General features: G+C 73.6%; 8 protein-coding genes. 3 read left to right on the forward strand and 5 right to left on the reverse strand.

The genetic code is table 11. The annotated features are described in order from the left end of the window. Positions 1-10 precede the first annotated feature (10 nt). The gene (locus Q0963_RS15675) at positions 11-913 is read left to right on the forward strand and encodes a sucrase ferredoxin (RefSeq protein WP_299447868.1); all 903 of its coding nucleotides are present in this window, start codon (positions 11-13) and stop codon (positions 911-913) included. A gap of 25 nt (positions 914-938) precedes the next feature. On the opposite strand, the gene Q0963_RS15680 is transcribed toward Q0963_RS15675, so the two are convergent. After that, positions 939-3,131, reverse strand: coding sequence for a DUF998 domain-containing protein (locus tag Q0963_RS15680; protein WP_299447870.1), 2,193 nt, complete (start codon positions 3,129-3,131; stop codon positions 939-941). A 73-nt stretch (positions 3,132-3,204) separates the two neighbouring features. Here Q0963_RS15680 and Q0963_RS15685 point away from each other — a divergent pair, with 73 nt between their 5' ends. Continuing rightward, positions 3,205-3,891 carry an HAD-IA family hydrolase gene (locus Q0963_RS15685; protein WP_299447872.1) on the forward strand — a complete coding sequence of 229 codons (687 nt, stop codon included), beginning with the start codon at positions 3,205-3,207 and terminating at the stop codon, positions 3,889-3,891. Positions 3,892-3,902: 11 nt separating this feature from the next. Beyond that, the gene (locus tag Q0963_RS15690; protein WP_299447874.1) at positions 3,903-5,576 is read left to right on the forward strand and encodes an FAD-binding dehydrogenase; all 1,674 of its coding nucleotides are present in this window, start codon (positions 3,903-3,905) and stop codon (positions 5,574-5,576) included. Positions 5,577-5,592: 16 nt separating this feature from the next. Here the strand turns inward: Q0963_RS15690 and Q0963_RS15695 are convergent, their stop codons facing one another. The 4 genes from Q0963_RS15695 to Q0963_RS15710 all read right to left on the reverse strand — a co-directional run bounded on the left by Q0963_RS15695 (position 5,593) and on the right by Q0963_RS15710 (position 13,656). Beyond that, positions 5,593-8,739: an efflux RND transporter permease subunit gene (locus Q0963_RS15695; RefSeq protein ID WP_299447876.1), complete on the reverse strand. Its 3,147-nt coding sequence runs from the start codon at positions 8,737-8,739 to the stop codon at positions 5,593-5,595. 9 nt (positions 8,740-8,748) lie between these two features. Then, on the reverse strand, positions 8,749-9,177 hold the full coding sequence (locus tag Q0963_RS15700) for a hypothetical protein (protein WP_299447878.1): 429 nt from the start codon (positions 9,175-9,177) through the stop codon (positions 8,749-8,751). Beyond that, complete coding sequence (locus tag Q0963_RS15705) at positions 9,174-12,389, reverse strand: efflux RND transporter permease subunit (protein ID WP_299447880.1); 3,216 nt, start codon at positions 12,387-12,389, stop codon at positions 9,174-9,176. The genes Q0963_RS15700 and Q0963_RS15705 overlap by 4 nt, the downstream gene beginning before the upstream one ends. 223 nt (positions 12,390-12,612) lie before the next feature. Then, positions 12,613-13,656, reverse strand: coding sequence for a zinc-dependent alcohol dehydrogenase family protein (locus tag Q0963_RS15710; protein WP_299447882.1), 1,044 nt, complete (start codon positions 13,654-13,656; stop codon positions 12,613-12,615). Positions 13,657-13,674: the final 18 nt, after the last annotated feature.

The raw sequence follows: 13,674 nt of genomic DNA on the forward strand, positions 1-13,674 counted from the left end.
GCATCGCCGGGTGGCCCTGACCGATCTCTCCCGTTGCTCCGCGGCGTCGCGGCACCGCGGCGACCCGCTGGCCGGGTCCGCGCCGGTGGCCTCGCGCTGGCTGCTCATCGAACACCCCGGGCCGTGGGCCAAGAACCCGCTCGACACCCCACCGCTGGCGGGCCGGACGGGCGAGGAGGTCGAGGCCACGTGTGCCTCCTTCGGCGGCCGGGTGCTGCTCATCCGCCGGCAGGGCCGCCGCGAGGCCGAGCCCGGTGACCAGCTCTGGTACGCCATCGACACCGTGCGCGGCACCTGGGTCCGTGGGACGTGGCGCACCGCGGAGGACCTGCTGCGCGCCGCACGGTCGCTCGGGGTCGAGCTGAGCTCGAGCGACGAGGACGCCGAGCCGATGGTCCTCGTCTGCACCCAGGGCACCCGCGACGCGTGCTGCGCCGTGCGGGGCCGACCCATCGTCGCCAAGCTCGTCCGGGAGTGGCCCGACGAGGTGTGGGAGTGCACCCACCTCGGGGGGCACCGCTTCTCCGGGACGCTGCTCAGCCTCCCCGACGGTGCCTGCTACGGCTACCTCGACACCGAGTTCGCGTCCGAGGTCGTGCGCTCCCACCTCGCGGGGACGGTGACCGCGAAGTACCTGCGCGGGGTCACCCGCTGGGACCCCGAGGTGCAGGCCGCCCTGGCCGCGGTCCTCGTCGAGCACGGGCCGGCCGGCGTCGACGACGCCGTGCCCGGCCGGGTCGAGGCCGGCGAGGACCCGGCGACCACCCGGGTCGAGGTCATCGGCAGCGGGCAGGTCCCCGACCGGACCCTCGTCGACGTCCGCCGTGAGGAGCTGCCCGAGGCCGCGCTCAGCTGCGGGGGTGGCCCCAAGGCGCACGTCGCGTACCGCACGACCGTCACCGTCGCGCCCTGACCTCGACCAGGTACGCGAGGCGCGGTCAGTCCGCGGTGGGGCTGGGGCTGGGCGTGGCGTCCGACGACGACGGCGGGGCGGGGGCGACCTGGGCGGCGGCGTCCACCCCGGCGACCGGTGTCCTCGTCAGCGGGTCCCCGGGCTCGCAGGTGCGCTCGGGATCCGCCGGGCGGGTGTCGATGCGGTTGCCGTTGACGATCGAGACGTCGTCGTAGACGGGTCGGCCCTCGATGACGTCGCGGAAGCGGTACCGGGTCAGCGACGACAGCCGGCAGTCGGTGCCGAACGTCAGGATGTCGAAACCGGACGGCTGGCCCGTCAGCTCCTCGCCACCTTCGCCCTCGCCCTCGACGAAGTGCGAGAACGGCCCGCCGCCGGTGAACGTGCCCACCTGCACCCGGTTGCCCTCGACGTCGGAGGAGTGCATGTGGCCGTTGAGCCGGATCCCGGCATCGACGCCGTCGAGGGCCCACGGCTCGTGGCTGGCGACGACGTCCGGCGGCGGCGCCTGGACGAACGCCCGCTGGAACGCCTCGCGCGCGGGCACCTGCTTGGCCGGGGTCCCCGTCCCCGAGTCACCGAAGAAGCGCGGGTCGTTGAAGCCTGCGATGGTCACCCCGCCCACCGTCACCAGCTCGTACCCGGAGCCCGGTGGCTGGAGGAGGATGACGTTCGGCACCTCCTGCATCCGCTCGAGGACGGAGGTGTCGGTGAGGCTCGTCGCGTCGTGGTTGCCTCGGACGAAGAGGTAGGGCACCTCCAGCGACTCGATGCCCGCGAAGATCCCCGCGGCCTCACCCTCCCCGACCGTCCCGAAGGTCAGCAGGTCCCCGGTGTCGATGACGACGTCGATGCTCTGCTGCTCGATGACCTCGCGCATGAGGGGGTACTGGTTGGCACCGTGGATGTCGCTGACGAAGAGGATCCGCAGGGCGGGGTCGGACTCCAGGGCCCCGGCGGCGTACTTCTGCTGGAGGGCGGTGGACAGTGCGAGGAGGTTGCGCAGGTACGGGGCGACCTGGGTCGCCCGGGTCTCGACGTCGCCGAGCAGGCCCTGGTTCTGCTGGAGCGTCCCGAGCACCTCGGTGGCGGTGAAGCTGCCCTGCCGGCTCGGCTGGTAGGTCGTGTAGATCGACGCGGTGGTCCCCACCGTGGTGACGAGCCAGGACAGGGCCGCGACGCCGACGAGCCACCGCGGCGGGCGTCGACGCCGGGCCACCGTCCAGAGCCCGACGACCAGGAGCGCCAGGGCCAGGGCGCCGAGCGCGAACCGGCCGAGGACGCTGACGGCGACGTCGCGGATCGCGGTGTTGAGCTCCTCGGGGCCGGGCCGCAGCCCGGAGAGGCTGAGCTGCGGCCGGGACAGCACGTCGGCGATGCTCGCCTTGACCTGCGGGACCGCCCGGATCCCGGGGGCCAGGCCGACGAAGGAGACCTCGACGTCGCCGAACGTCGTCTCGGCGACGAGGTCACCGGTCCGGCGGGGGTCGCTGTCGAGGGAGACCGTGGCCTGGTAGTTGCGGGTCTGGGCGGTGGCCGGAGCGACCGTCGTCGCGGCCACCCCGGTGGCGAGGCAACCGGCGGTGATGAGGACCCCGGCGAGGGCGTGCCGGAGGCGTCGCGAGCCGATCCGGTGGCCGGCCGACCACCACACCCCGACCGCCGTCGCGAAGGGCCACAGCACGGTCATCGCCGCCACGACCCGTTCGTGCAGGCCGAAGCCGCTGCCGCCCACCCCGACCCCGAGGGAGGCGACCGCGAGCACGAGCACGCCGCCGGCAGGCCAGGCGACCCGACGGTCGAGCATCGGGGGCCCGCCGCGCCCGGCCGCGAGGAGCGGCCACACCGCGAGGAGGACGAACGAGGCGGTCGCGACCACCGTGTGCGCCGCCGAGGACTCGCTGCGGGACGGCAGCGGCACCACGGCGACCGCCAGGGTGGCGACACCGCCGAGGGCCAGCGCCACCCGGCCGGGGAGGCGGGCCGACCCCAGCGCCGCGGCCGTGACGCAGTGGGCGAGGCCGGTGACGACCAGGGCCGCGGTCATGACCCACCGGTGCGGCGTGCCGAGCGACGCGAGCGCGCTGATGGACTCCGCGCGGGGGTCGAAGCCGCTGCCGACGAGCTCGGCGGCCCAGGTCCAGCCACCGATGAGCGCGACCGCCGCCACGGCCGAGCTGACGACGGCCGTGCGGAGGGCTCCGGCGGGACGGGACATGCGGCCAAGACTAGGTCGGCCACCTGCCGGACGTGGGGAGTCCCGCCCAGGACAGGCCTTTAGGGTGACGACCATGCCGCAGACGCCGGTCCCGCCGGCCGTCGCCGGGCCCTTCGCCGGGGTCCTGCTCGACATGGACGGGACCCTCATCGACTCGATCGCCTCGGTCGAGCGCTCCTGGCTGCGATGGTGCCGGGAGCACGAGGTCGACCCCGCCCGGCTCGCCGGCTTCCACGGCGTCACGGCCCGCAACCTCATCGCCGAGCTCCTGCCCGCCCCGCGGCGGGAGGCAGCGTACGCGCGGATCGTCGACCTCGAGGTCGACGACGTCGACGGCACCACCGTGCTCCCCGGCGCGGCCGAGCTGCTCGGGGCGCTGCACGCGGCCGGGGTGCCGACCGCGATCGTCACCTCGTCGAGCACGCCGCTGGCCGAGGCCCGGCTGCGCGCCACCGGGCTGCCGCACCCGGCCGTCGTCGTCACGGCCGACGACGTCGCCCGGGGCAAGCCCTGGCCCGACCCGTGGCTCCTCGGCGCCGAGCGGCTCGGGGTGCCGCCCGGTGACTGCCTGGTCGTCGAGGACGCCGTCGCCGGGCTGCGGGCCGCGCGGGCCGCCGGGTGCGGCGGTCTCGTCGCGGTCGCGAGCACGATGCAGCGGGCCGAGCTCGAGCGCGAGTCCGATCTCGTCGTGCGTGACCTCGCGGCGCTGCGCGTCGAGGCACTCGACGGGTCCGCCCGGGTCGTCGGGTGGGAGGCATAGGGTCGGGTCTCGTGGATGCCGACGTCGTCGTCGTGGGGGCCGGGCTCGCCGGCCTCGTGGCCGCCTGCGAGCTCGCGGACGCCGACCGGTCGGTCGTGCTCCTCGACCAGGAGTCCGAGGCCGATCTCGGCGGCCAGGCGTGGTGGAGCCTGGGCGGCCTGTTCCTCGTCGGCACTCCCGAGCAGCGCCGGATGGGCATCACCGACTCCGCCGACCTCGCCTGGCAGGACTGGCAGGGCACCGCAGCCTGGGACCGGCTGACGACCTCCGACGGGGCCCCGGGCCCGGACCACTGGGGGCGCGAGTGGGCCCGCTCGTACGTCGAGTGGGCGGCGGGCGCGAAGCGCGCGTGGCTGCGCGAGCACGGCGTCTCGTTCTTCCCCGTCGTCGGGTGGGCCGAACGCGGCGACGGCACCAGCGGTGGCCACGGCAACTCGGTGCCCCGCTTCCACATCCCCTGGGGCACGGGCACGGGGATCGTGGCGCCGTTCGAGCGCCGGGCCCGCGAGCACATGGCGGGCGGGCGCATCGTCTATCGCCCCCGCCATCGCGTCGACGGCCTCGTCACCACCGGAGGCGCCGTCACCGGGGTGCGCGGCGCGGTGCTCGCGGCGGACCCGTCGCCGCGGGGTGTCGCGTCCAACCGGGACGTCGTCGGGGGTTTCGAGTACGGCGCGCAAGCGGTCTTCGTCACCTCGGGCGGGATCGGCGGCGACCATGACCTCGTCCGGGCGGCCTGGCCGCAGCGCCTCGGGGCCGCTCCGTCGACGATGCTCACCGGGGTCCCGGCCCATGTCGACGGCCGGATGCTCGCCATCGCCGAGGCTGCCGGGGGCGCCGTCGTCAACGGCGACCGGATGTGGCACTACGTCGAAGGCGTGCGCAACTGGGACCCGGTCTGGCCGGGTCACGGGATCCGCATCCTCCCCGGGCCGAGCGCGCTGTGGTTCGACGCCGCGGGGCGGCGGCTGCCGAGCCCGAACTTCCCCGGCTTCGACACCCTCGCGACGCTCGCCCACCTCCGCCGGACCGGGGCCGACCACTCGTGGTTCGTCCTCAACCGCTCACTCGTCGGCAAGGAGTTCGCGCTGTCGGGCTCCGAGCAGAACCTCGACCTCACGCGGCGCCGGTACCGCGACGTGCTGCGGCGCCCCATCATCAAGGTCCCGCCCGCGGTTCGGGCCTTCCTCGAGCACGGCGAGGACTGGCTCACCGCCGACACCGTCGGTGGGCTCGTCGCGGCGATGAACGCCCTCGAACCGGATCACCCGATCGACCCCGCCGACCTCGAGCGGCAGATCGTCGAACGGGACCGCCAGGTCGGCAACCCGTTCACCAAGGACGCCCAGGTCGCGGCGATCCGGGTGGCGCGCGGGTACCGGGGCGACCGGCTCACCAAGCGCGCGTACCCGCCGCACCGCATCCTCGACCCCAAGCACGGCCCGCTCGTCGCCGTCCGGCTCCGGGTGCTGTCCCGCAAGACCCTGGGTGGGCTGCACACCGACCTCGACGGCCGTGTGCTCGACGCCGCCGGCGCGCCGGTGCCGGGCCTCTACGCCGCGGGCGAGGCGGCCGGCTTCGGCGGGGGTGGCCTGCACGGCTACCGGGCGCTCGAGGGGACCTTCCTCGGCGGGTGCCTGTTCAGCGGGCGGCAGGCCGGGCGCGCCGCCGCGGCGGCGTTCTGAGCCGCGAGGCGAGGGCTCAGACGGGAACCGGCGTCGGCGACCCAGGCCCGTCGGCCGGGGTCCTGTCCCCGCGCGGGACGCCGAACCGGAGGTACAGCGAGGGCAGGACGAACAGGTTGAGCAGCGTCGCCGTGCCGAGACCGCCGAGGATGACGACGGCCATCGGGTGCTCGATCTCGTGCCCCGGGATGCTGCCCGCCCAGGCGAGCGGGACGAGAGCGAGCGCGGTGGCCGAGGCGGTCATGAGGATCGGTGCCAGCCGTTCCGAGGCGCCGCGCATCACGAGGTCACGGCCGAACGCCATCCCCTCCTCGCGCTGGAGCCGCTGGAAGTGGCTGATCATGAGGATGCCGTTGCGAGCCGCGATGCCGAAGACCGCGAGGAAGCCCACGAGCGAGCCCAGCGAGAGCACCCCGCCCGTCAGGAACGAGGCGAGCACCCCACCGACGAGCGCCATGGGCAGGAGCACGAAGGTGAGCAGCGCGAGCCGGATGCTGCCGAAGACGGCCTGGAGCAGCAGCAGGATCGCGAGCAGTGCCAGTCCGCCGTAGAGGAGCAGGCGCCCCTGGGCCGCTGCGAGCTCGTCGGACTCCCCGAGCACCTCGGCGTGATAGCCCAGGGGGTAGTCGACCCCGCTGACCTCGTCCTCGACGGCGTCGACGATCGCCCCGAGGTCGGCACCCTCGGCGATGTTCGCCCCGACGTCGATCCGGCGCGACTGCTTGTCGCGCTGGATGGCGTTGGGGGTCGGCGCCATCCGGACGTCTGCGACCTCCTCGAGCCGGATCCGTTCGCCGTTCGGGGTGTCGAGCTGCATCTGCCGGACGTCGGTGATGCTGTGCCGGGCCGACTCGACCGCCCGGACGTGCACGTCGTAGGCGCGGCCGCCGGCGTAGATGTCGCTGACCTCCTCGCCCGCGATCATCGTCGCGGCCTGGCGACGGATGTCACCGGGGGTCAGGCCGTGGAGGCGCGCGGCCTCGACGTCCGGCTCGACCTCGATGTGCGGCACGTCGGTCTCGAGCGACGCGTGGACGTCGGCGAGGCCCTCCAGGTCGGCGAGACGCTCCTCGATCTCATGGGCCTTCTCCCGCAGCGTCGCGAGGTCCTGCCCGTAGATCCGCACGACGATCGACTCGCTCGACCCGGTGAGGACCTCCTTGATCCGTTCGCGCAGGTACGTCTGCACGTCCCGGTAGAGGCCCGGGTAGGCCGTCACGGTCCGGTCGACCTCCGCGAGGGTGTCGTCGTAGTCGACCGCGGGGTCGACGCTGATCCAGTTCTCACCGAAGTCCACCCCGTACACCTCGTCGGCGAGGAGGGCCTGTCCGATGTGGGAGCCGCAGTTGCGGACCCCCGGGATCTCCATGAGGTCCTGGCACGCGGCCTGCGAGATCCGGGTCTCCTCGACCACGGACGTTCCCGGCTGGGTCAGCCAGTGCATGAGGAAGTCGCGCTCCTTGAAGCTCGGGAGCAGCTGGGTACCGAGTGAGGGGACGACGAGGGCGCCGGAGAGCATGACGACGGCGGCGGTGCCGAGCGCCGGGGCCGGGGCGCGCAGCAGGGGCGTGAGCACCTTCGTGTAGCCACGCTTGAGGACCCGGAGCAGTGCCGGCTCCCTCGTGGTCAGACTGCCCCGGCTCAGCATGACCAGGCACAATGCCGGAGTCACGGTGAGCGCCACGACCATCGAGGCGAAGACGGCGATGGCGTAGGCGAGCACCAGGGGCCGGAAGAAGGCACCGGACAGGCCCTCGAGGAAGAGGACCGGCACGACGGCGACGATGTTGATGACCGTCGCGTACGTGATGGCGGTGCGCACCTCGACCGAGGCCTCGAGAACGATCGCCGCCGTCGAGCCGGTGCGGCCCTCGGCACGCGCCTGGCGCAGCCGTCTCACGATGTTCTCGACGTCGATGATCGCGTCGTCGACCACGACGCCGATGGCGACGACGAGCCCGGCGAGGACCATGACGTTGACGGTCACGCCCTGCCAGTCCAGGACGAGCACCGCGGCGGCGAGCGAGAGCGGGATCGCGAGCAGGCTGATGAAGGCCGTCCGCCACTCGAAGAGGAAGGCGATGATGACGAGGATGACGAGGAGCACCCCGATGAGCAGGGCCCGGGTCAGGTTGTCGATCGACATCTCGATGAAGGTGGCCGGCCGGAAGATCGTCGTGTCGTAGGTGATCCCTTGGAGACCGGGCTCCATGGCGGTCATGGCGGCTTCGACGCCGCGGCTGACCTCGAGGGTGTTCGCGCCGCGGTACTTCTGGATCACGAGCATGATGCCCTCGCCGTCGTTGATGACGGCGTCGCCCCAGATCGGGCCGGAGTCGACGGCGACGGTGCCGAGGTCGTCGAGGCGCAGGATCCGCCCGTCTCGCTCCAGGACCGGGACCTTGGCGAGATCCGCGGCGCCGATGATCGGCTGGACGTGCCGGATGTTGAGGCGCTGGCCGTCGCCCTCGATGAAGCCTCCGGTACCGACGACGGCGCCGTCCCGGTACTTGAGCAAGCCGGCGTCCAGGGCGTCCGCCGCGGAGTCCATGACCTGCTGGAGGGTGACGTCGTGTTCGGCGAGGAGTGCCGGGTCGACCTGGACGTGCCGCTGCGGCAGCCGTTCGCCCCAGATCGCGACCTGGGCGACGCCGGGGACGCGCAGGAGTCGGGCCCGGATCTTCCAGTACGAGATCGTCGAGAGCTCGATGAGGTCGTACTCCTCGGACGTGAGCCCGATCTTCATGATCCGGCTCGTCGCCGACAGTGCGGGCATCATGTACGGCGGGCTCGCCCAGGTGGGGAGCGTCGCGGTCACCTGCGAGATCCGCTCCGACACGAGCTGGCGGGCGCGCAGCTCGTCGGTCCCGGGCTCGAAGACGAGGCGGATCGAGGACAGCTGCGCCACCGACTTCGAGCGCAGCTGGGCCAGTCCCTCGATACCGCTCAGCTGCTCCTCGAGGGGGACGGTGATGAGCTCCTCGACCTCGTTGGAGCTGTTGCCGAGCGCGATGGTCTGGACCTCGACCTGCGGCGGCGCGAACTCGGGGAACACGTCGACCTTGGTCCCGGGGATCTCGGCGATCCCGATCGCGATGAGCGCGACGGAGAAGAAGACGACGAGCCAGCGGAACCGGAGGCTCTTCGAGACGATCCAGCGCATGGCTTCTCCTCAGTGTGAGCCGTCGATGCCGAGTTCGGCGCCGTACAGCTCGGTGGCTCCGGTCATGGCCACTCGCGCGCCGTCGGCGAGGCCCTCGTCGACGACGACGCGCCGGCCCTCGACGCGACGCACGTCGACGGCCCGACGGACGAAGCTGAGGGGGGTGTCCTCGACGTACACCCACGCGGCGCCCTGCCCGTCGTAGATGAGGGCGGCGTAGGGGATGGATGTCGTGTCGGCCGTACGGGTCACCTGTCCGAGCTCGAGCCCGATCCGGTCGGCGGCGTCGTCGGTGAGCGTGACGCGCCAGACGTCCGCGCCGGGGACGGCCTCGACGACGGCCGGGTGGTACTCCGTGCCGGCGCCGCCCTCCGCCGTCGCCGAGCACCCGGCCAGTGCAAGCGCGGCGAGCAGCCCGCCGAGCTGCCGGCCCCTCACGGCCGGGCCCCGGGTGCGTAGACCGGCGGCGCCGGGTACCCGTTGCTCGCCGGGCCGGTCGCGGAGGCCGGTGGAGCCGTGGCGGTGACCGCTCCGCGCCGGGTCGCCGGCCCCAGCAGTGCGGGCAGGAGTCCCGACATGACGAGCAGGGTCGTGATCAGCCCGCCGAGAACGACGACCGCCATCGGGTGGAGCAGCTCGAGCCCGGGGCGGCCGCCGAGCGCAACGGCCGGGAGGAGGAGTGCCACGACCGCGAGACTGCCGACGGCGGCGGTGACGGCGCTGTCGCGGGCGCCGCGGGGCTCCGCCTCGTCCTCGGCGCCGGGAGCGAGCACCCGGGAGCCGAGGGCGACGGCGTGTGCCGTGGCCAGGCCGATGATGACGAGGAGACCGACCAGCCCGCCGAGGTCGAGCGTCCCGCCGGTGACGAGCACCGCCAGCAGCCCGCCCGAGAGGGCCGGAACGAGCAGCGCCACGACGATCCCGGCGGCCCGCCACGACCGCAGCGCCGCCTGGAGCAGGAGGAGCGCGGCGACGAGCGCGCCGACCCCGAAGCCGAGAATGCGGCCCAGGCCGACCTGCTCGGCGGTCGTCGTGCCGACGACCTCGGCGTGGTACTCGAGCGGCATGGAGAGGCCTGCGAGCATCGTGCGGGTGTCGGCGACGACCTCGTCGAGCGCGCGGGACCCGACGTCGGCGGTGACGTCGACGTAGCGAGAGACCGCGTCGTGCGCGATGACCGAGGGGGTGTCGACGACGCGGACCTCCGCGACGTCGCCCAGCGCCACGCTGCCGCCGTCCGGGGTGTCGATGGGCAGGGCGGAGATGGCGTCGACCGACCCGCGCGTGGCCGGGTCCCCCTGGACGATGACGTCGAAGACCTTCTGGGCCTCGAAGACGCTCCCGACCTGGATGCCCTGGAGGAGGGTCGCCTCGGCGCGCCGGACGTCCCCGGGAGTGAGACCTGCTTCGCGGGCCCGGTCGAGGTCGACCTCGATCTCGACCGTGGCCTGGCGGGTCGGCATCTCGACGCGTGGGTCGACCACTCCGGTCATCCGGTCGAGCTCGGTCCGCACCTCCTCGGCGAGGCCGCCGAGCTCGGTGAGGTCCTCGCCGAAGACCCGGACGGTCAAGGCCCGTCCCGCCCCGGTCAACACTCCGAGCCCCTGACCGCTCACGCCGTCACCGCCGCCCATTCGGGCGCCGACGTCGCGCAGCGCGCGGGCCGAGGTGGTCGTGATCTCGCCGGAGACGCCGGCGACGTCGTCGGTGATCGCCTCGATGGCCTCGAGCGTGGCGGCGCGGTCGCCCTCCTCGTCGAGGGCCACCCAGACGTCGCTCGAGCTGACATTGGTCACCCGGTCTCCGGTGACGGCCCGGCCCACGTGCGCGCCCACGGCGTCGACACCGTCGAGGCCACCGATCCGGGAGGCGACGTCCGCGGTCAGGGCGGTCATGGCCGGGTTCGACGTCCCGGGAGCGCCGTCCAGGCGCACGAGGACGTCGCGGTCCTGGAGGCGGGGGAGGAGCGAGACGCTGAGCAAGGGCAGGACCGCCAGCGCAGCGACCCCGAGGACCGCGGCGCCCGCGACGGCGACGCGCGGTCGAGCACCGGTCCGCGCGAGCCCCCAGGTGGCGGCCCTGCGCAGCAGGCGGTATGCGCGGCCTTCCCGCACACCGACGTGCCGGCGGCCGAGGAGGACCGCCCCGAGGGCGGGGGCGACGAGCAGCGCCGCGGCTCCGGCAGCGAGGACGGCGGCGAGGTAGGCGGCGACGAGCGGGTCGAGCAGTGCCCCCGGCCGCCCGGCGACGACGGCGAGCGGGACGATCGCGAGCACGGCGATGAGGCCGGCGTACACCGCGGGGGTGGTGGCCGCACGCCACGCGGTCGAGACGCGTTCCGCGGGGTCCGGCTCCTGGGATGCGCTGGGGCGCCCGAGGGCCCCGGCGTAGCGGGCGCCCGAGCCCGCCGTGGTGTCGACGACGAGCGCCAAGGCGCCGCCGAGGCCCAGGAGGACGAGGGCATTCACGCCCTGCCCGAGGAGCCGGAGGACGACGATGGCTGCGGCGAGGGACACGACCACGCTCGCGACGGTGACGGTGACCGCCGTCCAGCTGCGTCGCAGCAGGACCAGAGCGAGGACGAGCAGGCCCGCGCCGATCCCGCCGGCGAGCAGCACGGTGTTGCCGGCCTCCTCCAGGTAGTCCGCGGGGCGGAACACCTCGAGGTCGGTCTCGATGCCGCTCATCCCGGGGGCCAGCGCGTCCAGGGCCTCCTCCACCCCCTCGGTGACCTCCGCCGTGTCGGCGCCGGGGAACTTCTCGACGACGAGGACGAGCCCGTCACCGCCGGAGACCACGGCGTCGCCGATGAGCGGCTGGTGGTCGACGACGACGTCCGCGACGTCGGAGAGCCGCAGCGTGCCGTCGGTCCCCACGACGGGCACCTTGCCGAGCTCAGCGGGGTCCGCGAGGTTCTCGAGGAGGTGGCGCACCTGGAGCCGCTGTTGCACCGTCTCGATGAAACCGCCCGTACCCGGGGTGGACGCCTCGAGGAAGCTCAGCGGGGAGACCACCTGGGCATTGCCCGCGGATGCCACGACCTGTCCGAGGGTGACGTCGTGCTCCCGCAGCAGGGCGGGGTCGACCCGCACCTGCAGCTGCTGGTCCCGCATCCCCCAGACGGACACGTTCGCCACTCCGGGAACGCCCATGAGGCGGGGCCGGACGGTCCACCGGGCCAGGACGGACTGGTCGATGGCGGAGAGGGAGGACGACGACATGCCGATCATGAGGACGCGGTTGGACGTCGAGAGCGGCTGGAGCAGCATCGGCGGCTTCGACACGTTCGGCAGCGCGTGGGCCTGGGTGAGCCGCTCCTCGACGAGCTGGCGGGCACGGTAGACGTCCGTGCCGTCCTCGAACACCATGACGACCGAGCTCAGGCCGGGGACCGAGTCCGAGCGGATCGTCGCGATGCCCTGGACCCCGTTGAGCAGGTCGGCCTCGAGAGGCGCGGTGATGAGCTGCTCGACCCCTTCGGCGGAGAGCCCGAGCGCCTCCGTCTGCACCTCGACGTAAGGGGGGCTCACCTCCGGGAGCACGTCGACCGGGGCGCTGCGCAGGCCGACGACGCCCGCACCCACGATCACCGCCGCCGTCACGAGGGCCAGCCACCTGAACTGGATGATGACGCGAACTAGCGATTTCACGGCGTTCACAACCCGAAAGGCACCGGTACACAGTGTCCGCTCCCTACCGCGGGGCACCGGTCCTGAGAAGGTCTTGCGAGGCTAGCGGAGGGTCCGGGAGGCGGCTATGGCCCGATCGGGGGGGAGGCGTCGCGACGTATGGCTCACCCGCACAACCCAAGTCGCGTCGTGGCGTCCGAAGACCGCACGTCGAGGGCCGTGACGGCGCCGCTGCAGCGACGCCTCAGCGACCGGGCTCGACGACGACCTTGAGGCTCGTCGGGTCGTGCCGCAACGCGTGCAGGGCCGCCCCGTACTCGGCCAGCGGGAAGCGGTGCGTGATGAGCCCGTCGGTGCGGACCCGGCCCGAGCGCAGCAGCGCCAGCGACCGGTCCATGCAGTTCACCTGGGCGAAGGATCCCTTGACGGTGAGCTGCCGCCGGAAGACGTCGTAGGGGCTCCATGCGACGCGGGCGTCCTCGTCGCACATCCCGTAGACGAAGACGGTGCCGTTGTCCGCGGTGAGCCCCGGCAGGGTCTGGACGACCGCCGCGGCCCCGGTCACGTCGACCGTCACGTCGAACCCGGCCGGCTGCAGGGCGGCCAGGGTCCGGGCCGTCTCGGCGGCGTCGCGAGTCACCTGCACGACCCGGTCGACCCCGTAGGACGCGGCCAGCTCGAGCTTGAACGGGGTCGGCGCGGCGACCGTCACCCGGCCCGCGCCGCCGTGCAGCAGGAGCTGGGCCAGGAGCAACCCGGTGGTGCCCGCTCCGACCACGAGCACGTCGGCGCCGGGGCGGAGCGCGAGGACGTCCATCCCGTGCACGGCGCACGCGAGCGGCTCGGCGAACACGGCGACGTCGGCGGGCAGGTCGTCGGCCGGGTACACCTTGAAGGCAGGGCTCACCAGCGACTGGGCGAACCCGCCCGGCGCGTTGACCCCCAGTGAATGGAACTCGGTGCAGAACAGGTGGTTCCCGCGGGAGCACTCGGAGCAGCGGCCGCACACCGAGGCGTTGTCGACGGCGACCCGCCGGCCCGGAACCAGGTGCTCGACGCCCGCGCCGACCTCGCGCACCGTCCCCGTGGACTCGTGCCCCGGCGTGAGGGGGAACGCCGCGAAGAAGCCGCCCTCGTGGAGGTGGTGGTCGGTGCCGCAGACGCCGGCCAGGTCGACGTCGACGACGACCTCGCCCGGTCCGGCGGTGGGGCGGGGGACCTCCCGCACGGCGAAGGACCGTGGCGCGTCGTAGACGACGGCCCGCATGGCGTCGGTGGTGTCCGTCATCGCTGCACGACCCTTCTC

The sequence above is a fragment of the uncultured Phycicoccus sp. genome (genome assembly GCF_947495705.1).
Classification (GTDB): Bacteria; Actinomycetota; Actinomycetes; order Actinomycetales; family Dermatophilaceae; genus Phycicoccus.

Coding starts and splice junctions, on each gene's coding strand:
- Q0963_RS15680 (WP_299447870.1), bottom strand. CDS start 3,131: ATGTCCCGTCCCGCCGGAGCCCTCCGCACGGCCGTCGTCAGCTCGGCC.
- Q0963_RS15685 (WP_299447872.1), top strand. CDS start 3,205: ATGCCGCAGACGCCGGTCCCGCCGGCCGTCGCCGGGCCCTTCGCCGGG.
- Q0963_RS15695 (WP_299447876.1), bottom strand. CDS start 8,739: ATGCGCTGGATCGTCTCGAAGAGCCTCCGGTTCCGCTGGCTCGTCGTC.
- Q0963_RS15710 (WP_299447882.1), bottom strand. CDS start 13,656: ATGACGGACACCACCGACGCCATGCGGGCCGTCGTCTACGACGCGCCA.